This is a genomic window from Streptosporangium sp. 'caverna', assembly GCF_003203775.1.
Classification (GTDB): domain Bacteria; phylum Actinomycetota; class Actinomycetes; order Streptosporangiales; family Streptosporangiaceae; genus Streptosporangium; species Streptosporangium subroseum.
Genome location: NZ_CP029711.1, coordinates 4,768,803 through 4,791,457 on the forward strand (window position 1 = coordinate 4,768,803; position 22,655 = coordinate 4,791,457).

Annotated in this window: 22 protein-coding genes; 12 read left to right on the top strand and 10 right to left on the bottom strand. The window is 68.1% G+C overall.

Going from position 1 to position 22,655, the window contains the following annotated elements; genetic code table 11:
* Positions 1 to 81: 81 nt before the first annotated feature.
* From DKM19_RS20990 to DKM19_RS21010, 5 genes are all read right to left on the bottom strand, one after another.
* Positions 82 to 687 (bottom strand): short chain dehydrogenase, encoded by a 606-nt coding sequence (locus DKM19_RS20990; protein ID WP_110697630.1) that lies wholly within the window; start codon positions 685 to 687, stop codon positions 82 to 84.
* A complete protein-coding gene (locus DKM19_RS20995) occupies positions 684 to 1,574 on the bottom strand; it encodes a helix-turn-helix transcriptional regulator (protein WP_110697631.1) in 891 nt (296 codons plus the stop codon). The genes DKM19_RS20990 and DKM19_RS20995 overlap by 4 nt, the downstream gene beginning before the upstream one ends.
* 82 nt (positions 1,575 to 1,656) lie before the next feature.
* Positions 1,657 to 2,883: an MFS transporter gene (locus tag DKM19_RS21000; RefSeq protein ID WP_110697633.1), complete on the bottom strand. Its 1,227-nt coding sequence runs from the start codon at positions 2,881 to 2,883 to the stop codon at positions 1,657 to 1,659.
* Between the two features lie 126 nt (positions 2,884 to 3,009).
* A complete protein-coding gene (locus DKM19_RS21005) occupies positions 3,010 to 3,759 on the bottom strand; it encodes a DNA-3-methyladenine glycosylase (protein ID WP_110697635.1) in 750 nt (249 codons plus the stop codon).
* A complete protein-coding gene (locus DKM19_RS21010) occupies positions 3,756 to 4,049 on the bottom strand; it encodes a putative quinol monooxygenase (RefSeq protein WP_162641646.1) in 294 nt (97 codons plus the stop codon). The genes DKM19_RS21005 and DKM19_RS21010 overlap by 4 nt, the downstream gene beginning before the upstream one ends.
* Before the next feature lie 353 nt (positions 4,050 to 4,402).
* On the opposite strand from DKM19_RS21010, the gene DKM19_RS52545 reads away from it, so the two are divergent.
* The 5 genes from DKM19_RS52545 to DKM19_RS21030 all read left to right on the top strand — a co-directional run bounded on the left by DKM19_RS52545 (position 4,403) and on the right by DKM19_RS21030 (position 6,973).
* On the top strand, positions 4,403 to 4,531 hold the full coding sequence (locus tag DKM19_RS52545; protein WP_255415537.1) for a hypothetical protein: 129 nt from the start codon (positions 4,403 to 4,405) through the stop codon (positions 4,529 to 4,531).
* 140 nt (positions 4,532 to 4,671) lie between these two features.
* Positions 4,672 to 5,163 carry an SRPBCC family protein gene (locus DKM19_RS21015; protein ID WP_110697639.1) on the top strand — a complete coding sequence of 164 codons (492 nt, stop codon included), beginning with the start codon at positions 4,672 to 4,674 and terminating at the stop codon, positions 5,161 to 5,163.
* 5 nt (positions 5,164 to 5,168) lie between these two features.
* Positions 5,169 to 5,507: a helix-turn-helix transcriptional regulator gene (locus DKM19_RS21020; RefSeq protein ID WP_110705859.1), complete on the top strand. Its 339-nt coding sequence runs from the start codon at positions 5,169 to 5,171 to the stop codon at positions 5,505 to 5,507.
* Between the two features lie 432 nt (positions 5,508 to 5,939).
* The gene (locus DKM19_RS21025; protein ID WP_162641647.1) at positions 5,940 to 6,416 is read left to right on the top strand and encodes a hypothetical protein; all 477 of its coding nucleotides are present in this window, start codon (positions 5,940 to 5,942) and stop codon (positions 6,414 to 6,416) included.
* A gap of 20 nt (positions 6,417 to 6,436) precedes the next feature.
* Positions 6,437 to 6,973: a hypothetical protein gene (locus DKM19_RS21030; RefSeq protein ID WP_162641648.1), complete on the top strand. Its 537-nt coding sequence runs from the start codon at positions 6,437 to 6,439 to the stop codon at positions 6,971 to 6,973.
* Between the two features lie 158 nt (positions 6,974 to 7,131).
* Here the strand turns inward: DKM19_RS21030 and rox are convergent, their stop codons facing one another.
* On the bottom strand, positions 7,132 to 8,556 hold the full coding sequence (rox, locus tag DKM19_RS21035; RefSeq protein WP_204359120.1) for a rifampin monooxygenase: 1,425 nt from the start codon (positions 8,554 to 8,556) through the stop codon (positions 7,132 to 7,134).
* 476 nt (positions 8,557 to 9,032) lie between these two features.
* Between rox and DKM19_RS21040 the strand changes: the two genes are divergently transcribed.
* Together DKM19_RS21040 and DKM19_RS21045 are read left to right on the top strand one after the other, a co-directional pair.
* Complete coding sequence (locus DKM19_RS21040) at positions 9,033 to 9,590, top strand: TetR/AcrR family transcriptional regulator (protein ID WP_162641649.1); 558 nt, start codon at positions 9,033 to 9,035, stop codon at positions 9,588 to 9,590.
* A gap of 101 nt (positions 9,591 to 9,691) precedes the next feature.
* Positions 9,692 to 13,348, top strand: a complete 3,657-nt coding sequence (locus tag DKM19_RS21045; RefSeq protein WP_110697649.1) for a multifunctional oxoglutarate decarboxylase/oxoglutarate dehydrogenase thiamine pyrophosphate-binding subunit/dihydrolipoyllysine-residue succinyltransferase subunit — start codon at positions 9,692 to 9,694, stop codon at positions 13,346 to 13,348.
* A 40-nt stretch (positions 13,349 to 13,388) separates the two neighbouring features.
* Here DKM19_RS21045 and DKM19_RS21050 read toward each other — a convergent pair whose 3' ends face one another.
* Positions 13,389 to 13,985 (bottom strand): TetR/AcrR family transcriptional regulator, encoded by a 597-nt coding sequence (locus DKM19_RS21050; protein ID WP_110697651.1) that lies wholly within the window; start codon positions 13,983 to 13,985, stop codon positions 13,389 to 13,391.
* Positions 13,986 to 14,181: 196 nt separating this feature from the next.
* Between DKM19_RS21050 and DKM19_RS21055 the strand changes: the two genes are divergently transcribed.
* Positions 14,182 to 15,390, top strand: coding sequence for an MFS transporter (locus DKM19_RS21055; protein ID WP_204358909.1), 1,209 nt, complete (start codon positions 14,182 to 14,184; stop codon positions 15,388 to 15,390).
* Positions 15,387 to 17,405, top strand: coding sequence for a 1-deoxy-D-xylulose-5-phosphate synthase (dxs, locus tag DKM19_RS21060; protein WP_110697656.1), 2,019 nt, complete (start codon positions 15,387 to 15,389; stop codon positions 17,403 to 17,405). Before DKM19_RS21055 ends, dxs begins: the two co-directional genes overlap by 4 nt.
* Here dxs and DKM19_RS21065 read toward each other — a convergent pair.
* Positions 17,387 to 17,803, bottom strand: a complete 417-nt coding sequence (locus tag DKM19_RS21065; protein WP_110697658.1) for an SRPBCC domain-containing protein — start codon at positions 17,801 to 17,803, stop codon at positions 17,387 to 17,389. The genes dxs and DKM19_RS21065 overlap by 19 nt on opposite strands.
* Before the next feature lie 108 nt (positions 17,804 to 17,911).
* Between DKM19_RS21065 and DKM19_RS21070 the strand changes: the two genes are divergently transcribed.
* Positions 17,912 to 18,361 carry a MarR family winged helix-turn-helix transcriptional regulator gene (locus DKM19_RS21070; protein ID WP_204358910.1) on the top strand — a complete coding sequence of 150 codons (450 nt, stop codon included), beginning with the start codon at positions 17,912 to 17,914 and terminating at the stop codon, positions 18,359 to 18,361.
* A 145-nt stretch (positions 18,362 to 18,506) separates the two neighbouring features.
* Here the strand turns inward: DKM19_RS21070 and DKM19_RS21075 are convergent, their stop codons facing one another.
* Complete coding sequence (locus DKM19_RS21075; protein ID WP_110697660.1) at positions 18,507 to 19,430, bottom strand: LysR family transcriptional regulator; 924 nt, start codon at positions 19,428 to 19,430, stop codon at positions 18,507 to 18,509.
* Between the two features lie 245 nt (positions 19,431 to 19,675).
* Between DKM19_RS21075 and DKM19_RS21080 the strand changes: the two genes are divergently transcribed.
* Positions 19,676 to 20,383: an alpha/beta hydrolase gene (locus DKM19_RS21080; RefSeq protein WP_110697662.1), complete on the top strand. Its 708-nt coding sequence runs from the start codon at positions 19,676 to 19,678 to the stop codon at positions 20,381 to 20,383.
* Between the two features lie 143 nt (positions 20,384 to 20,526).
* Positions 20,527 to 21,375, top strand: coding sequence for a class I SAM-dependent methyltransferase (locus DKM19_RS21085; protein WP_239514359.1), 849 nt, complete (start codon positions 20,527 to 20,529; stop codon positions 21,373 to 21,375).
* A 24-nt stretch (positions 21,376 to 21,399) separates the two neighbouring features.
* Here DKM19_RS21085 and DKM19_RS21090 read toward each other — a convergent pair whose 3' ends face one another.
* Complete coding sequence (locus DKM19_RS21090; protein ID WP_110697664.1) at positions 21,400 to 22,638, bottom strand: MFS transporter; 1,239 nt, start codon at positions 22,636 to 22,638, stop codon at positions 21,400 to 21,402.
* Positions 22,639 to 22,655 lie beyond the last annotated feature (17 nt).

Sequence of the window (22,655 nt, forward strand, 5' to 3'; positions counted from 1 at the left end):
CAGGAGCGGCGCCAAAAGCATGGCTCCACGGGCGCGACCGGCCCGCACTATCGGCGTGCTCGACAGGGATGAGTAGCGCGGTCATCCATACGCGCGGACGACGCCGCCGGTGTCGTCGCCTTCAACGCAGTGCAGATAGTGGTCGACGAGTTCGTTCATCGGTACTGGACGCATACCGGGGAAGTGCTCGTCGAAGGTGGCGACGGAGTCGCCGATCATGGTGGGGCTGACCACGTTGATCCGCATACCCCGTGGTAGTTCGATCGCGGCCGACAGGACGAAGCTGTGCAGTGCGCCGCTGATGACGCCGCCGCCGGTGACGTGCGGCCATGCCTGGTCGGCGAAGATTCCCGATGTCAGGGTGAAGGACGCGCCGTCGGCGCAGTGGTGCTGGCCGGTAAGGACCAGATCGACCTGCCCGAAGAACTTGGCCCGCATGTTCTCCTGCAGGGCGTCTGATGTCAGCGTCCCGAACTCGTCGAGTGCACCGTGCGCTGCGATGCTCACGACACCGTCGACCGCCCCGACCTCGCGGTACATGGCCTCGATGGTTGGGTGTGAGGTCAGGTCGACGTGAACGTCACCCGAGGTGCGTCCGGCCACGACAACGTCGTGGCCGTTGGATCGCAGTGCGGGCACCAAACGTCGCCCGATGGTGCCTCCGCCGCCGACGACAATGATCCTCATCCTGCGTTCTCCTTCCGAAACGGGGTTCCCGGCGCGAGGCGCCGATCGAGGGTCTGTGCCAGCAATGTGAGCGCGTCGGCGTCGGATGTGCCGAGACGCGCGTAGAACAGCCCGATCTGCTGGTCGTCGTCGGGAAGGGTGACCGTCTCGTTCGCCAGGGTCACCCGCCCGACGACAGGATGGTCGAGCTCACGCAGGTAGTACGAGCAGGTTCGGACGGGGCGTCGCGCCCACATTCGCGCGAACTCCGGGCTGTCGACCGCGAGTCGGCCAACAAGCTGTTCGAGCTCCCGGTCCGCCGGGTGCCGTGCGACCGCCTGATGCAGGGCTGCGACGGTGACCTGCGCCTTGGCGTTCCAGTCGCAGTACAACGCACGGTGGTGCGGGTCGAGGAACAGCATTCGCGCGACGTTCGGCCGAACCCGCGCGTCTGGGGCGTCGAAGTCGACGTGGCCGGCCAGCAGGGCGTGACCGAGGAGGTTCCACGCGAGGACGTCAGCGCGATGATCGATGACGATCGCCGGTGTCCCGGGCATCGCGGCGAGCAGCTCACGCACCGACGGCCTCAGCTTGGTTCGCCAGGCACGAGGCCGAGCCGGTCGTCTCGGAGCGGCGAGGATCCGCAGGTGCTCGTGCTCGGCGGGATCGAGCCGCAACGCCGCGGCCAGCGCGTCGATGACCGCGGCGGAAGCGCTACCGCTGACGCCCTGCTCGAGTCGCGTGTAGTAGCCGACACTGACCCCGGCGAGTTCGGCCAGTTCCTCCCGGCGCAGCCCCGGGACGCGCCGATGAGTAGCGCCGGGCTCGATGCCCGCTGCGGCCGGCGTCAGGCGTTCGCGCCGGCTGCGCAGGAATCCGCCGAGATCGTTCGCTCCGGTGGTGACCATCGGCCCATCTTCGCGCCAATCGCCGGCCTCTGCCTGCCCCAAACACGGCTACCCTCGCAGGCCTCCCCGGAAAGGTGGCGGCTCAGTCGTCGTGGGCGATGTGCATGAGCTGCCGCCACAGCAGCACCACGAACACCGCGGAACCAGCGAAGGCGAACCAGAATGGCGCCGCGACCCCGAAGTGGGTGGCCAGAACACCGCCGATCAGCGAGCCGACCACCAGACCGGCGTAGACGCAGATGGCGTTGACGCTGCCCACCCGGCCCTGCAGCTCAGGTGGGACCGCGCGCTGGCGAACGGTGACCGAGGTCGTGCCCCAGATGAACGCGTGCGCGCCGAAGACCAGGAAGATGCCCCCGGCGACCCACGGCGAATGAGCAAGGGCCAGGCCCAAGTGGGTGAGCGTCTCGATGATGAGCCCGATCCGCATCAGGGCGCCGAGGCTCACCTTGCGGGTGATGGCCCCGTACAGGCCGGTACCGATCAGACCGCCGATCCCGCCGATGGTGGTCATCAGGCCGAAGCCGATGGCGCCGAGGCCGAGCTGTTCCTGGGTGTAGAGGACGAGAACCGACCAGGCCGCGCCGAACGTGAAGTTGAAGATCAGGATCGTGAGCGCCAGCGTGCGGACCGCCGCGTGCCGGATGGTCCAGCTGAACCCGGCGACGAGTTCCCGTACGGTGTTGGGCTTGGGATCGGCGTCCTGCCGGCCGTGCGGTGGCAACGTGAGCCGGGAGACCAGGACCATCCCCGCCACCACCAGGAGCAACTGGCCCGCGAACGGCCAGGTCAAGCCCAGGCCGAACAGTGCCGCGCCGATCGGCGGCCCGACCAGCTGATTGAGCGTGATGAACCCCGTGCCCAGGCGGGCGTTGGCGATGACAAGATCGTCCTTGCTGACCATCATGGGCGTCAGCGTGGCCGTCGCATTGTCGGCGAACACCTCGGCGACGGACCGGAGTGTGAGCGCCACCAGCGCCGTCGCCACGGTCACCGTGCCGGTCGCCATGAGCACGACGAGTGCCGCCAGCACCAGAGCCCGCATCGCGTTCGCGACGAGCACGATCCTGCGCCGGTCGTGCCGATCCGACAGCACTCCCGCATACAGGCTGAACAGCAGCGGCGGCGCCCAGCCCACCAGGGCCGACAGCGAGATCATCAATGGATCGCGGGTCAACGTCGCGATCAGCAGCGGGCCCGCGGCGGCCGCGATCCCGTCACCGAGATTCGTCAGCCAGCTCGACGCCAGCAACCATCGGAATCCTGTCCCCAGCCGGGCAGGCAGGACCTTCTCCACCACTGTGATCACGAGCGCAGAACCATACGTCGTGGGGGGAACCTGCGGCAACACGTTTTCGCGTCTACGCGCTGTGCCCTACGGTCGCGGCGATCAGCGGTATGCGCTGACGGCCTCCGTCTGTCGCGACTTCGGCCGTCACCTCACCGGGTCACGCGTCCGCTCCCGAGAAGCGGTCGTCTTCGCCTCGCGGCCCAAGGCGCGGGCTTTGGGGTCGGAGGGCTCGCCGGCGGGCCGCAGCGATCGCCACAGCAGCGCGGCCGCATAGGAGCGGTACGGCGCCCATCCGGTCGCCATGTCGCGCACCTGACCTATGGCGGGCAGTTCGTCGAGCCTCCAGGCCTCGCGGATGGCGCGGCGGACGCCGCCGTCGCCGGCGGGCAGCACGTCGGGCCGGTGGAGCTGGTGGATGAGGAACGTCTGCGCCGACCACAGGCCGATGCCGTGCACCGCGGTGAGTGCGGCGATCACCGCGTCGTCGTCGAGGGAGGCCATGTTCTCGATGTCGATGAGCCCGCTTTTCTGCCGCTGGGCCAGGTCCAGGACGTAGGCCGCCTTGGCCCGGGACAGGCCGCATGCCCGCAACCGCTCGGCGCCCAACCCGATGACGCCGTCGGGGGAGGGGACGTCGCCGGTGGCCGCGGCGATCCGGTCGAAGACGACGAACGCCACGGTGGCGGAGATCTGCTGTCCGATGATGTGCAGTGCCATCGCGGCGAAGTGACTCGACCCGGTGCGTCCGCCGTCGTGCCACTCAAAAGGATCGGGCGGGCCGTACTCGTCGAGCAGGCGCGCGAAGATCGGCTCGCGCTCGGCGAGGTAGCGGTATTGGTGCTTGAACGCGCTGATGACGGCTCCTCCTGTGTCGCCGGCCGGCGTCGTGGTCATTCGGCGACGTCGTAGGACTCCACGACGCGCTCGTCCAGCAGTGGGATGAGCTGTTCGACGACGATGTGCCTGAAGTGCGGTGCCGCCTGATGCGCGGCGAACGCCTCGCGCGAGGCATACCGTTCCAGGATGACGATCTGACGATCGTCGCCGAGTTGCCGGTGGGGCACGAAGGAGATGTTGCCCGGCTCGTTGCGGACGGCCTCGGTGATCTGCCTCAGGAGCGGGAGGACCTTGTCCTGGTTCCCGTCGGAGATCGTCAGGCGGGCGATCACTCGTAGTTCCGGCATGGCTCTTCCTTCCTTCATCCGGGGCCCGAAGAGAGGTGGCCGTCGACGGCCTGCGTCCTCTCGCGCCCGGTTCAACCCGGTGGTTGAGCGGGCCTGGGACTCCCCGGTCAGAGCGGTGCGCGCGTGCGAGGCGCTGCCGCTTTTGGCGGCTCATCTCTGTACGGCCACGCTAGCGCCGTAACGTTTCGAGCCCGCTCGAAGGGTCGTGTGCCGTATCGGCCCGGCCCGCGTGCCGACACAGGTGCGCACCGCAACCCCGTCACGCACGGCCGGTGCCGGGTTGTCCTGGCTCACCGCTGGACGGCGCAGGCCGGGGCAGGCAGGCTGATCACACGGCGACGAGGGAGAACTCCATGAACTTCAGTGCCTCTGGCGTGAGCCTGCTCTTCATGTTACTCGGAGCGTTCTTTCAGTTCCTGGTCATCTATTTCGCCGTGCGCCTTGCTCTGAAACACGACCGTGAACGTGCCACGCGTGATTGATTGACAGCGTATATGCCTGTTCGGCTATATTGCTGACACGGAAACTACGAGGATCACGCGTCCCGTCGGCACGGAACATCGGTGGCACCGCTCGACCGGACTGTGGTCTCTCTGCGCCCACCTGACGAAGGGATGACACCATGCTCGGCACGTTGAAGCCAACCGATGATGGCCGTTTCGCCCTGAGATTCGAGCGCAGGTTCCGCCACCCGCAGGCAAAGGTCTGGCGCGCGATCACCGAGACCGATCAGCTACGCGCGTGGTTCGTGCAGATCCTCGATTACGACAGGCTCCGATTCGACCTGGGGCCAGGCGCCCGGCTCGTCTTCGTCCCGAAGGCGGAACACGAGGCGATGGGCATCGGCTACGGCCAGGTCACCCGGTTCGATCCGCCGAATCTCCTGGAGTACACCTGGGACTCCGAGACGCTTCGATGGGAGCTGGAACCCGATGGCGACGCCGCCTGTCGCATGGTGTTCACGAACATCTTCGACGATCGCGATTCGGGGACCTCGCTGGGCGCCGGCTGGCATGCCGGACTGGATCTCCTGGAGGCGTCGCTGGACGGCCGCGAAGCGAACCAGCCGGCATGGGAGTCTCTGCAGGCCGACTACGAGCGCGCCCTCGGCTGATTTTGATGGAAACCGCGTTCGAGGTGCTGGCGGAGCCCAAGCGACGCGAGATCCTCAACCTGCTCCGAGACGGTGAGCGTCTGGCCGGCGACCTGGTCGGCAGGCTCGCCCTGACACAGCCGACGGTCTCCAAACATCTGAAGGTGCTCCGCGAAGCCGGCCTGGTCGAGGTACGCGTGGACGCACAGCGCCGGTGGTATCGGCTACGCCTCGAACCGTTGCTGGAAATCGACACCTGGCTCGCGCCGTACCGGCGCCTCTGGAGCGACCGGCTCGACGCCCTCGAACATCACCTCGACGCGATGCCGGACGATGAGCCAGAGACTCCGGAGGGTTCGCCCTAACGGATCCCGGCACCCTCGACGTGATGCCCGGCTCTACGCGCGGGCGCGTCCCACTGCGACGGCACCTGCCTTTCTTTCGCGTCGCGCGATAGTGATCGCTGTCGTATGTCCGTCACGCCGGGAAGGAGTGTTTCCGGCTGCGAGGCCGGCCGAGGCAGGCGCGGACGGTGAAGTGGCGGCGTACGCCCACCACGCCGAAGAAGGTGGAGCTCCGACGGCCACGAGACCGCCCGCGGCCCCGTCGATGCGTCTCCATCCAGTGCGGCGCCCAGGCGCTCGCTTGACACAAGAAACAGCAGGTCACAGACTTGACAGGAGGTGCAACGATGACCCGTCAAGCTCACGGTCCGCCATGGGAAGCCCTGTGAGCCGCATCCGACACGGGGGTCACTGATGAGTTTGCTCACGACTTCTGCGGCATCCATCCACCAGTTGGGCGCCGCCGCCGCTCTCGTCGGCGGTCCACAACCACCGCGAACCAGCGCAACGGATCGTGCTGGAGCCAGGCGGCTGTGGAGCAGGTACGACGTCGCGGCGAACACGATGCTTACCGGGGGCTGGCTGATCGAGCAGCACACCCTGAGGACGCAACGCCACCTCGATCAAGCGACCGACGACGCGGTCAGGCTGAAAGATCTCGCCGTCATCGGGTCCGCGTTCACGAACATCGCCACCGTCGCCACGGGTCAGCTTCTCAAGCGTGAGTTCCCTCAGGGGTTGCCGCTGGATGCGGAGGGCAACCTCACGTCCGACGCCTCCCCGCGCGGGAAACGTTACTACCGCTACTTCACGGTGATGAGGACGCTGAACCGCGCGTTCGCGGCCGGTGCGATCGGGTTCACCCCTCGCGTGAACTTCAACATCTTGCGCTCTTACCGGCCCGGAACGATCTTTCGGTTGTTCACCTGACAGAACCGGCGGTGACGATTATGACGATCGCGCAGACCACGGCCGCTTCGATCGGCCGCCTCGGCTTGGCTGCCGCCGCGTTCGGCAGACCTGCGTTCGCCCGTGCCGGCGAGCCGCCCGGAGCCACCCGTACGCCCGCGGAGACGGCTACCGGCGCTCGGCTCAGTATGAGCGCCTCCTTGTACGAACTGCTCGTCAACGCCGCCATCGCGACCGGATGGCTGAGTGAGCGGAGAACCCTGCTCGGCCAGTCCCTCGACAAGGACGCGAAGGCCATGGTGGCCACCAAGGACGTGCTTGTCGCCGGCACGGTTCTCACCGGCGCCGCGGCTCTGCTCGGCGAGGTGGTCACGCGACGCGAACCTCCAGCAGACGGGGCCGCCTCCGGCGAGGAGTCATCGCCTGACGCCGACGGCGGCCACCGCTACCTGCAGAAGATGACCAGGCTCAATCGCACCTTCGCCCTGCTCGGAGTCGCCTCTGCCCCCTTCATCAACTTCGCGCTGTTCGACTCCTACCATCCTCATCCGCTACGGAGCTTCTTCTCGCTCTGGTAAGAGGGACGACGCGTACGCACGGCCTTCGGAACTCCCGTGCCGGCGGGCGTCCCGATGGTGGTCGAGACGCCCTTCCATCGCGAGGACGTCGCCTTCCTCAGGTCGCACCGCGCGCGGGCAGGCCCGCCTCACGGACCTTTTCGGTTGCTCAGGCGAGATCAGTCGGCGGGCTTGCCGAACCAGCGGGAGAGGTGGTCGTCCAGGTCCTGCTGATCGTCGCCGATCCAGGCGACGTGGCCGTCGGGGCGTAGCAGGACGCACGGAACATCCAGTACCGCAGTGGGATCCGCGAGGTAATCGACCCGGTCCGACCAGCCGCCGACGGTCAGGCGTTCGGTGCGGTCCAGCAGCAGGCCGCGGCCGCGATGCAGCAGACCGTAGAGGTGGCCCTGTTTCACGTCGATGTCGAGCAGGCGGCGGCCGAGCAGGTCGGGGCCTTCGCCGAAGTCGTAGCGGATGCCGATCGCGGTGATCTTCTCGATCAGACGGCGGTTCACCTCGTCGAAGTCCATCAGTTCGGTGAGCAGCCTGCGTACGGCCTGCGGGCCCGGTTCGGCGGACAGCAGTTCCGCCTGGGCGCGGGTGTTGTCCAGCACGTCCTCGGCGACCGGACGACGTTCGGCCTGGTAGGTGTCCAGCAGGGTTTCCGGGGCCCAGCCGCGGATCTGTGCGGCCAGTTTCCAGCCGAGGTTGAACGCGTCCTGAACGCCCAGGTTGAGGCCCTGCCCGCCGATGGGTGGATGGATGTGCGCCGCGTCGCCGGCCAGCAGCACCCGCCCGACCCGATAACGTTCGGCCAGCCGGGTGGCATCCCCGAAGCGGGACAACCAGCGCGGGGAGTGCACGCCGAAATCGGTTCCGGCGATGGTGCGCAACTGCTGTTTGAAATCCTCGAGGGTGGGCGGTTCCGCGCGGTCCCTGACTCCCGCGGCGGGGACGACGACGCTGTAGATCCCTTCGCCGAAGGGCCGGAGCCAGAACGGCTGACGGGTCTCGCGGATCTCGGTCACCTTGGCGGCGATCTCCTCCTGCGGCGCGCCCACTTCCATCTCGCCCATCAGCGTCTCGGTCCGTGAGGGCTCGCCGGGGAAGCCGACGCCGAGCAGTTTGCGCACCGTACTGCGCCCGCCGTCACAGCCGACGAGGTAGCGCGAACGCAGCTGTTCCCCGTCGGCCAGCTCGACGGTCACGCCCTCGTCGTCCTGCTCGAAACCGGTGACCGCGCAACCGCGCCGGACCTGCGCACCCAGTTCGATCACATGTTCTTCGAGCAGACGTTCGATGACCGGCTGGGGGATGCCCAGCAGATAGGCGTACGCGGAATCCAGGCCCTTGGGCGCGGGTTTGGGGATGGCGGCGAAGAAACCGGCGGCCGGACGCCGTCTTCCATGCGGGAGAAGGCGATCCAGCAGTCCGCGCATCGCCATCAGCTCGAGACTGCGAATGTGCAGACCGACGATGCGGACGAACGACGCGGGTTTGGTCTCCTTCTCCAGAACGAGTACTCGCACATCGTGCAGCCGCAGTTCGGCGGCCAGCATCGCACCGGTCGGCCCGCACCCGGCAATGATCACATCGAAGATGAGGGGCGCGCGATCGGCGCCGGAGGCCGGCGGCCGGGGAACTCCGGGGACGTCGCCCACCGTGGAGTCGCGCTCGACCCTGTCGTTCGACGGCGGCTCGGCGGGGACCTGCTGAGAGTGCATGGGTGTTGCCTTTCGGGAGTGCCTGGTTGGCGAGGCGCTCCCGGCGACACCTACATCAATCGCCCGCCCGTGACGGGAAGGGGGAGCACCCACATCGATACAGCGTTCATGGGTCTCACCTCCTCGGGCGGTGTCACGGGCAACCGCAAGCTACAAGCCCGAGCGACATCCCGTCCAGTCCTTTTCCGGCCACGTGATCATGACTCCAGGCGGGCCCGTGCGGTTGCGGGGCGAACCCGGCGTGGCGGCCCGGCACTCGCGCATCATGATCCCCCTGGCCGCTCGACCGCCGATGAGGCGATATTTGACCCACGGGTACAGAACGACCTAGACTTGACGCTATGGCAAGACCCATGCAGTTCGATGCGGAAGTCGCGGTCAAGGCGGCGATGGGGGTCTTTTGGCGTAATGGGTATGCCGCCACAACGCCACAGGCGTTGATGACCGAGCTCGGAATCGGCAAAGGAAGCCTCTACAACACATTCAAGAGCAAGCACAACCTGTTCACCCTCTCGCTGGCGAGATACAGCGCATGGCGAATGGAGTTCCTCTCGGAGAACTTCTCGAGCAGCGCGCCGGTCCGCATCCAGTTGCGAGAGGCCGTGGAGGTTCTCACCGGGTACGGCGACCATGATCGAGGGTGTCTCCTGGTCAACGCCTCAGCCGAGCTGGGAAGCATGGATCGAGCGGTGGCCGACGTCGGCGAAGGCCTGTTCGCCGGCATCGAGGATGCCTTCCGTGAGGCGATTCAGCGTGGACAACGCGACGGAGAGCTGAACACGGTACGCGATGCCGCGACGGAAGCAGGCACGCTCCTGACCACGGTGATCGCCACAAGCCTGCTGCTGAAGTCCCGGACGGATCAGAGCCGGGTGCTCCGCACCATCGACGCGACGCTCAAAGGCCTTTAGCGGACCGCGAGCCGGCCAACCGATGCGCACACGGAGTCCTACGCCCGTGCGGAGATGCCGCGTGGGGAAAAACAATGAAAAGAGAGCGATTTATCGTGTCGATGAGCACGACCGAACCCGCGGGCGAGCCATCCATTGAATACGGCGTCAACGAGTGGCTCGTCGATGAGATGTACGAGAAGTTCCTGCTTGATCGCGACTCGGTGGAGCGGTCCTGGTGGCCGATCCTGGAGGCCTACAAGCCGGTGGCGGTGACGGACGAGGAGCACGACGAGGCTTCGCCGGGAACCGGAGACCGTCAAGCATCCCGGGCGACGCCCGCACCGGTCAGGTCGGAGCCCGTTTCCGCCGGCCCTCCCGAGACGCGAGGCACGTCCCACACCCGAACGACCGACGAGGTGCAGGATGCCTCGACTCCCCTGAGGGGCAGGGCGAGAAGCCTGGCGCTCAACATGGACGCCAGCCTTTTGGTGCCGACCGCGACAAGCGTCCGGACGGTCCCCGCCAAGCTGATGGCCGACAACCGCACGGTCATCAACGACCATCTACGCAGGACGCGCGGAGGCAGGGTCTCCTTCACCCATCTGATCGCGTGGGCGGTGGTGCAGTCGCTCAAGGAGTTCCCGAGCCAGAACGTCCACTACCAGGAGATCGACGGACGGCCGTCGATCGTCACGCCCCCTCACATCAACCTCGGCCTCGCCATCGACCTCCCCAAATCCGGCGGCGGGCGAGACCTCGTCGTCCCCGCCGTCAAGCAGGCCGAGGCCATGAGCTTCGGCGAGTTCGTCGCGGCCTATGAGGAACTGGTGTCCAGAGCTCGAGCAAACCAGCTCACGGCCGGCGACTTCGAGCACGTCACGATCTCGCTGACCAACCCGGGCGGGACGGGCACGGAGCACTCCGTGCCCCGGCTGATGCGCGGCCAGGGTTCGATCATCGGTGTCGGGGCGCTGGAGCTCCCGGCGGAGTTCCGAGGAGCGTCGCCGAAGACGCTCGCCGGGCTGGGCATCGGAAAGACCCTGACGCTCACGAGCACATACGATCACCGCGTCATCCAGGGGGCCGGATCCGGCGAGTTCCTCAAGCTGGTCGACGAGCGCGTGACCGGCGGCCACGGGTTCTACGACGAGATCTTCGCCGCGCTCCGCATTCCGTATGAGCCGGTTCGCTGGGCCGACCTCGGAGCCGAGGCCGAGGGCGGTGTGGACAAGACGGCTCGGGTGCAGGAGCTCATCAACTCGTTCCGGGTGCGTGGCCACCTCATGGCGGACGTCGATCCGCTGGAGTACCGCCAGCGGTCTCATCCGGACCTGGAGCTGGCGAGTCACGGCCTGAGCTTCTGGGATCTCGACCGTGAGTTCGCGACGGGCGGATTCGGCGGAACGACCTCGGCGTCGCTTCGCGAGATCCTCGGGGTGCTCCACGAGTCGTACTGCCGCACGATCGGCATCGAGTACATGCACATCGCGGATCCGGCACAGCGACGTTGGATCCAGGAGCAGGTGGAGCGGCCCTACGCCAAGCCCTCGAAGCCCGAACAGCTCCGGGTTCTCGGCAAGCTCAACGAAGCCGAGGCGTTCGAGACGTTCCTGCAGACGAAGTACGTCGGGCAGACGCGGTTCAGCCTGGAGGGCGCGGAATCACTCATCCCGCTCCTGGACACGATCATGAGGCAGTCGGTGCGCGCCGGCCTGGACGAGGTGGCGATCGGCATGGCGCACCGTGGCCGGCTCAACGTGCTCACCAACATCGCCGGGATGACCTACGGACAGCTCTTCCGGGAGTTCGAGGGAGCGGACGGCGGAGACGAAGGCTCCGGTGACGTCAAGTACCACCTCGGCAGTGAAGGCACCTACCGCAGCGTCGACGGCGGAGAGATCCCGGTGTCCCTCGCGGCGAACCCCTCACATCTCGAGGCCGTCGACGGCGTGCTGGAGGGAATCGTGCGGGGCAAGCAGGATCGTGGGGCCGAGGGCGCCTTCGGCGTGCTGCCCATTCTGATCCACGGCGATGCCGCTCTGGCGGGTCAGGGCGTCGTGGTGGAGACGCTGCAGATGTCGCAGCTACCGGCCTACCGCACGGGGGGCACGGTCCGGATCAACATCAACAACCAGGTCGGGTTCACGACGCTCCCCGAGGCGGGGCGCAGCTCGACGTACTCCACGGACGTGGCGAAAACGGTGCAGGCACCCGTTTTCCATGTGAACGGCGAGGACCCGGAGGCGGTCGTACGCGTCGCGGAACTGGCCTTCGCCTATCGCCGGAGATTCCACCGGGACGTCGTCATCGACCTGATCTGCTACCGCAGGCGCGGCCACAACGAGGCCGACGAGCCGTCGATGACCCAGCCCCAGATGTACGGCCTCATCGAGGCCAAGCATTCGGTGCGCGAACTCTACGCCGAAGCGTTGGTGGGGCGCGGCGACATCAGCGCGGAGGAGTGCGAGGCGTCGAACCGTGACTTCCAGGATCGGCTGGAGCACGCGTTCGCGGAGACCAGGGCCGCCGAGAACGGAGCGATCCCCGTGCTTCCGGAGGGCGCCGCGAGTGTCGCGGAGCTCGAGCGGATGATGGCGCGTGAGCATGAGGAAACGGGAGAACCGGAGACGACCGGGGTTTCGGCCGCGACGATCGAGCTGATCGGCGACGCGTCGGTGAACGGGCCCGACGGGTTCGCGGTCCATCCGAAGCTGCAGGCGCTGCTCGACAAGCGCCGCGAGATGAGCCGTTCGGGGTCGGTCGACTGGGCCTTCGCCGAGGTTCTCGCGCTCGGCTCGTTGCTGGCCGAGGGTACTCCGGTGCGAATGGCCGGGCAGGACACGCGTCGCGGCACCTTCGCTCAGCGTCACGCCGTGCTTCACGACCGCGCTACCGGCAACGAATGGTCGCCCCTTGCGGGGCTCACGCCGGACCAGGCGACGTTCTCGGTATACGACTCTCTCCTCAGCGAGTACGCGGCGCTCGCGTTCGAGTACGGATATTCGGCCGAGCGCGCTGACGCCCTCGTTCTGTGGGAGGCGCAGTTCGGAGACTTCGTGAACGGCGCGCAGATCGTGATCGACGAGTTCGTCTCGAGCGCCAGGCAGAAGTGGGGCCAGCGTTCGGGCGTGGTGCTCCTCCTTCCCCACGGATACGAAGGGCAGGGGCCGGATCACTCATCCGCGCGAATCGAGCGCTTCCTCCAGCTCTGCGCGGAGGAGAACATGACGGTCGCCCAGCCGTCGAGTCCCGCGTCGTACTTCCACCTCCTGCGCCGGCAGGCGCGCGCGCGACCTCGCCGGCCGCTCGTCGTGGTGACGCCGAAATCGATGCTGCGGATGCGTGCCGCCACGAGCGGCCTGGACGAGTTCACGAGCGGCAGGTTCGAGCCGATCCTCGGCGACGGGCGTTCGGGAGACGCCGGCACCGTACGACGGGTGGTCCTCGTCTCGGGCAAGCTCTACTACGACCTCCTGGCGCGGCTTGCGAGGCAGCCCGACCCCGGCGTCGCCCTCCTGCGCGTCGAGCAGCTGTACCCGCTTCCCGTCGACGAGCTCAACCGGCGCCTCGAGGCCTACCCGGACGCCGAGCTCGTCTGGGCACAGGAGGAGCCCAAGAACCAGGGGGCATGGACCTTCCTGCTCTCCGAGCTCGCGCCAAGCCTGGATCGGCCGCTCCGGCTGGTCTCCCGACCCGCCTCAGCCGCTCCCGCGACCGGCTCGAGCAAGCGGCACACCGGCGAGCAGAAGGACCTCGTCGAGCGCGTCCTGTCGTGAAATCCCGGTCGCGAGGACGGCAGCGGCAAGACCCGGAGGGCTATCGCGTGGCCGCCGGGCGGGCAGGAGACCGGTCGCCCGCCAGCAGCATCTCCGCCCCGCGACGAGCCTCACCGGCAGGGGCGGCGGTGTGCTGAACCTGCGCCGTCGCCACCGACCCCTCGACCAGGAGGTAGATGGCGTTCGCGACCTCAGGCGCATAGCCGGCCTCGGTGACGATGCCGGTGACGAGCGCGCGGAAGGCCCGCTGATGGTGATGGACCTCAGCCGCCACAGCAGGGTTGGTGGGACCGAGCTCGCCGTAGACGTTCATCCACGGGCACCCGCGGAAGTCGGGCTCACGAAACCACTCGTCAAGGTAATCGAAGATCGCCAGCACCCGTGCCTGTGATGGCCGGATGTCGGCAAGGTAGTCCTCGATGGCGTCCATCATGCGGTCGTGGCGCCGTCGGAGGAATGCGACGACCAGGTCGTCCTTGCTGGGGAACAGCTGATAGATCCGTCTCAACGGCAACTCGGCGGCGGTCCGGAGCTCGCTCATGTTCGTCGCCTGGATGCCGCGCGCATAGAAGACCTGCTCGGCGGCGTCGAGCAGCTGCCCGCGCATAGCCTCCTGGCCCGCTGTCCCCACTGACATCGTGCCCCCCTCGGTTGGTGGTGAGAATGACTATTCTCTAGACTATGCCCCGCGGTGAGAATGGTTATTCTCACCGCGGGATCCAGCTTGTGGGTCCCAGCGTACGAGTCATCGTCAATCGGCAGGAATCGTAAGCATGAGCTCCCAGAGCCAACCTGCCCCGACAAGTTCGGGGATCAGCGTGCGCCGCCTTCGCATGTTGACGTTCATCCTCGCCACCGCCTCCGGCCTGTCGGTGGCCAACATCTTCTACTCGCAGCCGCTCCTGGATCTGATCGCGCAGACTTTTCGCACCACGGAGAGCGCGGCCGCGGTCGTGGTGACGGTGACCCAGCTCGGCTACGCGGCCGGGATCATCGTGCTGGTGCCCCTCGGCGATCTGATCGAGAGCCGCGCCCTGGCGTCGCGGGTGCTGGTCGTGACGGCGATCGCAGCCGGGTTGGCCGCGGTCGCTCCGAACCTGACGACCTTTCTCATCGTCTCCGTGCTGCTCGGTTTCACGTCGGTCGTCGCGCAGGTCGTGATACCGGTCGCGGCACACCTGGCGCCGGCCTCCGAGCGTGGGCGGTTCGTCGGACGGGTCATGAGCGGCCTGCTGTTGGGGATCATGCTTGCTCGTAGCGTCTCCAGCCTGCTCGCCGACCTCTGGGGTTGGCGCGCCGTTTACGTCGTCTCGGCGGCGTTGATGCTGGTCATGGCGGTGGTGCTGGCTGCAACGCTGCCTCGGCGCCGGCCGGATCACACCGACGGCTACCGCAGCCTGATGGTGTCGATCGGGCATCTGGTGAGGACCGAGCCGGCGTTGCGCCGGCGCGCCGCGGGGCAGGCTCTGATGTTCGCGACGTTTTCCGCGTTCTGGACGTCGATCGCCTACGAGCTGATCAGGCAGTACCACATGTCTCAGACCGAAATCGCGATCTTCGCCCTGGTCGGCGCCGCCGGTGCCGCGGCCGCGCCGATTGCCGGGCGCCTCGGCGATCGCGGTCTCGGCCGGCCGTCGACGGGCGTGGTCTTCGTGCTGGCCGCGGTCGCGATGGCGGTCGCCGGGTTCGGTTCGCACAACCTCGTCGTCCTGGCGGTCGCCGGTATCCTGCTCGATCTCGCGGTCCAAGGCCATCTGGTCCTCAGTCAGCAGGAGATCTACCAGCTCAGACCGGACGCCCGCTCCCGGATCAACACGGTCTTCATCGGCAGCATCTTTTTCGGCGGCGCGATCGGATCGGCGGCGTCGGGATTGCTGTACGACCACGAGGGGTGGATCGGTGTCACCGCTTTCGGGGTCATCCTGTCGATCATCGGGTTCGGCCTGTGGTGCGGCTCGGAGGCACTGCTCCGCAGGAGGGAATCCGCGTTGCCGGAACTACGGAGCCTCCGGCGCTTCGGGAAAGCGGGCAAGAGATCGTGAAACCTCGACGCCTTTCGACGATCACGGGCCCGCGTGACCTTGACCGGCTGTCGCCCGAAGAACTCGCCGAGCTCGCCGGCGAGATCCGCGACTTCCTGGTGCTGCACGTCGCACGCACCGGCGGCCACCTGGGGCCGAATCTGGGCGTCGTCGAGACCACGATCGCGATCCACCGCGTCTTTGATTCGCCTCGCGATTCGATCGTGTTCGACGTCGGTCACCAGTCGTACGTGCACAAGCTCCTCACCGGGCGGCAGGATTTCGGCGGGCTGCGCCAGAAGGGTGGGATCGCGGGATATCCGCAACGTTCCGAGTCCGCGCATGACATCGTCGAGAGTTCGCACGCGTCCAGCTCACTGTCCTGGGCCGATGGGATCTCCCGGGCCTACGCCCTCACGCGGCAGCACGACCGCCACGTCGTCGTGGTGATCGGAGACGGGGCACTGACCGGTGGGATGACCTGGGAGGCTCTGAACAACATCACCGATGACAACAAGAGAAATCTGGTCGTCGTCGTCAACGACAACGGGCGTTCGTACGAGCCGACGGTCGGGGGACTCGCGCGTTTCCTGGGTTCGGTGAGAGCCGAACACTCATGCCGGAATCCGCACCACGGGAGCCGGCCGCTCTCCGACGCGTCGGAATCCCCGAGTCGCTCAGGCGGCTTCTCGGGCGACCGGCGGTTGTACACGAACCTCGACATCAAGTGCCTGGGTCCCGTCGACGGGCATGACCTGCGGGCGATGGAGGAGGCACTGCGTCAGGCGAAGGGCTATAGGGCGCCGGTGATCGTTCACGCGATCACGCAGAAGGGGCATGGCTATGAACCGGCGAGGAACGACGTCGTCGACCGGTTCCATGCCATCGGGCCGATCGACCCTGTCTCCGGCCTGGCGGTCAACGGCCCCGCATCGACGTGGACCTCGGTGTTCGGCGAGGCCGTGGCCGAGCTGGCGGCGACCGACGAGCGGATCGTCGCCGTCACTGCGGCGATGCTCCGGTCGACGGGCCTTCAGCGGTTCTCCGAACGCTTCCCCGATCGCGTGATCGATGTGGGGCTGGCCGAGCAGCACGCGGTCACGAGCGCGGCCGGGCTCGCCTTCGGGGGACTGCATCCGGTGGTCGCGATCTATGCGACCTTCATGAACCGTGCTTTCGATCAGGTGCTCATGGACGTCGCGCTTCACGGCGCCGGGGTGACGTTCGTCCTCGATCGCGCCGGCGTCACCGGACCGGACGGTCCCAGTCACCACGGTGTCTGGGACATCGGACTGCTGCTCGCCGTGCCGGGGATTCGGATCGCCGCCCCTCGGGACGCGGCGCGGCTCCGGGAGGAGCTGGCCGAAGCGGTCCGCGTCGAGGATGCCCCCACGGTCTTGCGGGTTCCCCGAGGTCGCCCTGCCGTGGAGATCGGCGCCCTCCGTCGACTGCCCGATGGGGTCGACGTGGTTCGAGAGAGCAGTCGCCACGACGTTCTCATCATCGCCGTCGGCCCGTTCGTCCGGACGGCGCTCGAAATCGCCGACCTGCTCGATTGCCGGGGAGTGGGTGCGACCGTGGTGGATCCCCGATGGATCATCCCGATCGCGCCGGGTCTCGCTGAGCTTGCCGCTCATCACCATCGGGTCGTAACGATGGAGGACGGGCTCCGCGTCGCCGGCTTCGGAACCCACCTGCGGCAGGCGCTGATCGACGCGGGAGTCTCGACGCCTGTCAGTGTGTTCGGGCTGCCGAGCGCGTTCCTCCCGCACGGATCGCGTGACGAGATCCTTGTCGATTCAGGCCTCACCGCTCCTCGGATCTCTCAGGAGATACTCAAGGCGCTCCGCGCTGACACGTCTCGACCTCATGCCCGGTCGGGGAGGAGGGGAGCCCTCGCGGAGGAATTCGAGCTGGAAGAGGTGCGGCCCGGCGTCGTCGGTGACGGTGACGTCGCGACCGCCGTCACCGACGCGTCCGTCGATGGCCCGAACCTCGCCCCGCGGCCCCGCCCCGGTCAAGCAGCGGCGAGATAGGCGGTCAGGCCGTCGAGCAGGAAGTTGCTGCCCTGCTCGGCCTGGTCGCGCTCTTCGGCGGTGTCGAAGGTCTGGGAGAGGCTGATCTGGGTGCGCTCGCCGTCGGCGGCCAGTTCGATGGCCATCAGGACGGGCTCGTCGCGGCCGGGAACGTTCATGCTCATCACCAGGAGCTTGTTCTCCACGACCTCGGTGTAGCCGCCCGACAGCGGGATGCGGGTGCCGCCGGGGATGACCATGACCGAGCTCCAGGTGCCGCCGGGCCGGGCGTCCATGACGACTTCTTCGGCACTGGCCCACGTGCCGTAGTTGTCGGCGATGGTCCAGGCGGCCCACACCTTGTCGACCGGGGCGTCCAGGGTGCGGGTGAGGGTGTAGTCGAAGCCGGTGGTGCTCATGGCGCGTCTCCTTGTTCGGTCCCTGTCGGGGGGTTCGGGATCAACTGATCTCAAGGTATAGTAACGATCAAATACAGTCAATGATCGTGAATAAATTTTGGAGTCGAGATGGATGCCAGCACCGGGGAGCCGGACCTGGGGATGTTGATCGGGCAACTGGGGCGGGCGCTGCAGGAGGAGCTGTTCTCTCGCCTCGCCGAGCAGGGGCATCCCCAGGTGCGGCCGCGGCACGGCACGGTGCTGGCGGTGCTGCCCGCCTCGGGCGCGCGAGCGACCGAGCTCGCGCAGCGGTCCGGGCAGCACAAGCAGATCGTCGGGGTCATCGTCGACGAACTGGAGCGACTCGGCTACGTACGCAGGGAAGCCGACCCGGCCGATCGGCGCGCGAAGCTCATCGTCCCCACCGAGACCGGCCTGGACGAGATCGACAAGGCCCGCGCCATCCTCGCCCAGATCGAACGGCGACACCACCAGAAGCTGGGAGACGATGCCTATCGGACCTTCAAGGCCACTTTCGAACACATCACACGTTCCCAGCGCGCTTGGCGGCACCCCTAATCCGGGCGTCATACGGCTGCTGAGCGAGCGCGGCCTGACCGGCGGTGAGGCGGGGCGGCGTCCGCAACTCGGCGCCGGATGCCTGCGACCTCGAGCGCGCCGGCCCGGATGCCGAGTGACCGGCGCAGGGTGCCGCGCCCCCTGCTTACGTGGTCGGACCGGAGTACTCCAGGGCCGGCCCGTCGGCCAGGCCGGACGCGACCTCGATGGCGATCTCGATCGCTCGGGCCGCCAGGGGAGAGTGGGTACGGCCGGCCCGCCAGTGCAGGCAGATCTCGCGTGGGGGAATGGCCGGTCGCAGCTCGTGGACGCGGAGCCGGTCGTCGGACTCGGCGCCGGCGGCGTGGATGGCGAGCCACGGCAGCACCGCCGATCCCATCCCGGCTCGCACCATCGACAGCAGCGTCTCGTTGCCCGCCGTACGGAAGACGACCTTCGGTTTCGCGCCGGCGCGGGTGAGTGCCTCCTCCATCCTGGGCTGGTCGCAGGTCGACGGCCAGGCCACCAGCGGTGCGCCGTCGAGCTGGTCCAGCGGGACGGAACGCCCGGAGAAGGTGCCGCGCCCGGCCACCAGCAGGTACGGATCGTCGAGCAGCTTGACATACTCGACGTCGCCGTTGAGGGGCCCGTCGTAGAACAGCAGGTCGAGATCGCCGATCTGAGGCGCCTCCGGCTCTTCCTCGGACAGCCGGATGTCGCAGCCCGGGTGCTCGTCGCGCAGACGGCGTACGACGACCGGCAAGATCACCGTGGATACGCTCTGGAGGGTGCCGATGTCGATCCGGCCGTCGCCGGCCCGGAACCGGTCCACCGCCTCGGCCAGGGCTGCCGCCTTCGCCAGCAGCTCGCGTCCGTGCTCGAGGACGACGGCGCCGAGCGGTGTGATCCGTACCGGTCTGGGCCCACCCGGCCGATCGAACACCGGGCCGCCGACGGACCTCTCCAACGCGGCGATCTGCTGGCTCACGGTCGACTGGGTGTAGCCGAGGCGGACCGCCGCCCGGCCGAACGAGCCCTCCTCGGCGACAGCGGCCATCGCGGCCAGGTGCCTCAGTTCGAGATCGGTCACGGGTCCCAAGCGTACTTCCAGCCATCGCTTCCAGCGATCAAATTGATCGGAAACAATCGCTTTTCACGATGGCTTCTGGCTCCTAGCGTGGCTGGCATGACAGTGGCCACCGTTGCACCGACAGAAGGTCGAAGCCGAACCGGTGACGGCCCTCGCCGGCGGCGTGATCGTGGTGCTCGCGGTCGTCGTCGTGCGCTCCGGGTTCCACCGACGACTCCGGGCTCCAACCATCAAGGGAGAGTCCAATGAGCACATTCGTGTTGATCCACGGCGGAGGAGACGTCGGATGGTCCTGGCACCTGGTGGAGGCCGAACTGCGAGCGCGCGGGCACGACGTGCTGGCTCCCGACCTTCCGGGTGACGACGAGTCGAAGACCCTGGCGGACTACGCCGACGCCGTGGTCGAGGCCGTCGGCGACAGGCAGGACCTGGTCGTCGTGGGCCACTCGTTCGGTGCGTTCACCGCCCCGTTGGTCGCCGATCGGCTGCCCGTCGATGTGCTGGTCCTCCTGGCCGGCATGATCCCGTCGCCGGGTGAGTCGCCGGACGAGTGGTGGGCCGACACCGGCTTCCAGAGCGCGGTGGAGGAGCAGGCCGAGCGCGATGGCGGTTTGACGGGCAGCGCGGATCCATTCGTGAGCTTCTACCACGATGTACCCCGGGAGCTGGCCGAGGAGGCGATGGGCAGGGAGCGCGACCATCCGTCCAGGACCGCATCGGCCGCTCCGTGGCCGTTGGACGCGTGGCCGAACGTGCCGACGAGGTTCGTGCTCTGCGGCGAGGACCGCTTCTTCCCGCCCGGCTTCTTTCGCCGGCTGGTGCCCGAGCGCCTGGGTATCGTCCCCGACGAGATCGCGGGCGGCCACTGTGTCGCACTCAGCCGCCCCAAAGAGGTGGCGGACATGTTGGCGGGCTACGCGGCCACCGCGTCCGCCACGAGGATCGAGCAGTGAACCGTTCCTCGGCGGCCGGCCCGCCGAGCGTCGAGGAACGGACGAGGCCCGCGCAGACCGCCGCCAATCGACGTCCACACGACTCGACGTCCACACGACCGACCAGCATGTCGAATCGGTATCGAGAGGATCCGGTGACGGTGATGTCCGACCAGCAGGATACCCAGATGCGGCCGAACTCCGAGCGGGCCGCGGGTGAGCACGGGGCCAGGCAGACCGACCTGTTCGACTACGACGCGGAGTTGCGTCTGCACAACGAACTCTTCCGTGCCGCTGCCCGCGTCGGCTCGCGCGACCGTGTCCTCGACATCGGCTGCGGTACGGGGCAGTCCACGCGCGAGGCCGCCCGCGCCGCCGTCACCGGAAGCGCGGTAGGCGTCGACCTCTCCGCCCCGATGCTCGAACGGGCCCGTCAGCTCAGTGACGACGAGGGACTGCCCAACATCGCCTACCGGCAGGCGGATGCTCAGGTCCACCGCTTCCCATCGACGCATTTCGACCTCTGTATCAGCAGGTTCGGAGCGATGTTCTTCGCCGACCCGGTCGCCGCGTTCACCAATATCGGGCGCGCTCTGCGCCCCGGAGCGCGTCTCGTGCTGCTGGTCTGGCAAGATCGCGACCTCAATGAATGGGCCTCCGCGATCCGCCGGAGCCTCACCGCCGCAACGGCCGCACCCGCCCCTCCCACCGGCGGTCCGGGCCCGTTCTCACTCGCCGACCCGACCGTCACGCAAGGCATCCTGGCGGCGGCGGGCTTCGCCCAGGTCGGCTTCACCGACGTGCACGAGCCCGTCTTCTACGGCCCGGACACCGCCACCGCCTTCGACAACGTGTTCCGCCTGCGGGAGTACAGAGACCTGCTCGCCAACCTCGACACCGCGACGGCCGAGCAAGCACGCACGCGGCTACGCGCCACCCTCGCCGCCCACAGCACCGACAGCGGCGTGTACTTCGACTCGCGGGCCTGGATCATCACGGCCCGCCGTCGCTGACCACCGCACCCGACGTTCCCGGCGTCACCCGGAGGGGCTCGGGGAGGGGGCGGGGCGCTTCTCTCCCGCGGAAACGCGCACCCCGAGCGCGGCGGCGAAGGCGACTGCGAGCAGGGCCAGACCGTACGCGACCGTCGACGGCCATCGTCCGTGCTCGTAGGCCAGGCCGCCCGCCGATCCGCCGACGCTGCTGCCGAGGTAGTAGAAGAACAGGTAGAGCCCGGACGCGTGGGCCCTCGCGGTGGCTGCGCGCCGCCCCACCCAGCCGCTGGCGACCGAGTGCGCGGCGAAGAAGCCGGTGGTCATCACCAGGAGTCCGGCGGCCACGGCCGGCAGCGAATCGGGCAGCGTCAGCAGCAGGCCGCCCGCGGTGACCAGGCAGGCGCCCAGGAGCACCGGCCGGCGGCCGATCCGGTCGGCGAGCGAGCCCGCCGCGGGCGAGCTGAACGTGCCGGCGAGGTACATGACGAACAGCAGCGCCACGACTGTCTGCGGCAGGCCGAACGGTGCCGCGATCAGGCGGTACCCGAGGTAGTTGTAGACGGTGACGAAGGTGGCCATCAGGACGAGGCCGATCACGTACAGGCGGCGCATGCCCGGGTCGCGCAGATGGCGTAGCAGCCCGCCGAGGCCCGGCCGCGAGGGCGTGAAGAACCGCGAGCGCGGCAGCAGGGCCCAGAACGCCACGGTGAGCAGCGCCGAGGCGAGCGCCGTCGCGGCGAGTCCCCAGCGCCAGCCTGCCAGGTCGGTGACGAAGCCGGGCAGCAGCCGCCCGGCCAGCCCGCCGATCGTGTTGCCGGCGATGTATCGGCCCATGGCGCCGCCGAACGCCTCCGGATGGACCTCCTCGGCGAGGTAGGCCATCGCGACCGCGGGAACGCCGGCGAGGGCGATCCCCTGCAGGGCGCGCACCGCCGCCAGCGCCGGGAACGACGGGCAGAGCGGGATCAGCAGGCCGAGCGGCACCGCGATCGCCGAGGAGACCAGCATGACCCGTGTACGGCCGAAACGCTCCGACAGCGCGCTGACCGGGATCACCGCGAGGGCGAGCGTTCCGGTGGCCAGGGAAACGAGCAGGCTGGAGCCGGCCGGCGAGACGTGGAAGGCCCGGGAGAGCGCGGGCAGCAACGCCTGGGCGCTGTAGAGCGAGATGAAGGTGGTCAGCCCGGCGATGAACAGGGCCAGGTTGACCCGGCGCAGCCCGGGGGAGTCGCGACGGTGCCGCTCTTCCGGTGAGAGCGTGGATACCAGTGAGGAAACCATGTCCTCCCCACAATGCG

Bases quoted from the DNA above. Each gene is read 5' to 3' on its own strand.
- DKM19_RS21080 (WP_110697662.1), top strand. From the start codon at position 19,676: ATGAGCACATTCGTGTTGATCCACGGCGGAGGAGACGTCGGATGGTCC.
- DKM19_RS21050 (WP_110697651.1), bottom strand. From the start codon at position 13,985: ATGTCAGTGGGGACAGCGGGCCAGGAGGCTATGCGCGGGCAGCTGCTC.
- DKM19_RS21085 (WP_239514359.1), top strand. From the start codon at position 20,527: ATGTCCGACCAGCAGGATACCCAGATGCGGCCGAACTCCGAGCGGGCC.
- DKM19_RS21055 (WP_204358909.1), top strand. From the start codon at position 14,182: ATGTTGACGTTCATCCTCGCCACCGCCTCCGGCCTGTCGGTGGCCAAC.
- DKM19_RS20990 (WP_110697630.1), bottom strand. From the start codon at position 687: ATGAGGATCATTGTCGTCGGCGGCGGAGGCACCATCGGGCGACGTTTG.
- DKM19_RS21020 (WP_110705859.1), top strand. From the start codon at position 5,169: ATGGAAACCGCGTTCGAGGTGCTGGCGGAGCCCAAGCGACGCGAGATC.
- DKM19_RS21070 (WP_204358910.1), top strand. From the start codon at position 17,912: ATGGATGCCAGCACCGGGGAGCCGGACCTGGGGATGTTGATCGGGCAA.
- DKM19_RS21010 (WP_162641646.1), bottom strand. From the start codon at position 4,049: ATGCCGGAACTACGAGTGATCGCCCGCCTGACGATCTCCGACGGGAAC.
- DKM19_RS21015 (WP_110697639.1), top strand. From the start codon at position 4,672: ATGCTCGGCACGTTGAAGCCAACCGATGATGGCCGTTTCGCCCTGAGA.
- DKM19_RS21030 (WP_162641648.1), top strand. From the start codon at position 6,437: ATGACGATCGCGCAGACCACGGCCGCTTCGATCGGCCGCCTCGGCTTG.
- DKM19_RS21045 (WP_110697649.1), top strand. From the start codon at position 9,692: ATGAGCACGACCGAACCCGCGGGCGAGCCATCCATTGAATACGGCGTC.
- DKM19_RS21090 (WP_110697664.1), bottom strand. From the start codon at position 22,638: ATGGTTTCCTCACTGGTATCCACGCTCTCACCGGAAGAGCGGCACCGT.
- DKM19_RS21005 (WP_110697635.1), bottom strand. From the start codon at position 3,759: ATGACCACGACGCCGGCCGGCGACACAGGAGGAGCCGTCATCAGCGCG.
- DKM19_RS21040 (WP_162641649.1), top strand. From the start codon at position 9,033: ATGCAGTTCGATGCGGAAGTCGCGGTCAAGGCGGCGATGGGGGTCTTT.
- DKM19_RS52545 (WP_255415537.1), top strand. From the start codon at position 4,403: ATGAACTTCAGTGCCTCTGGCGTGAGCCTGCTCTTCATGTTACTCGGA.
- DKM19_RS21065 (WP_110697658.1), bottom strand. From the start codon at position 17,803: ATGAGCACCACCGGCTTCGACTACACCCTCACCCGCACCCTGGACGCC.
- DKM19_RS20995 (WP_110697631.1), bottom strand. From the start codon at position 1,574: ATGGTCACCACCGGAGCGAACGATCTCGGCGGATTCCTGCGCAGCCGG.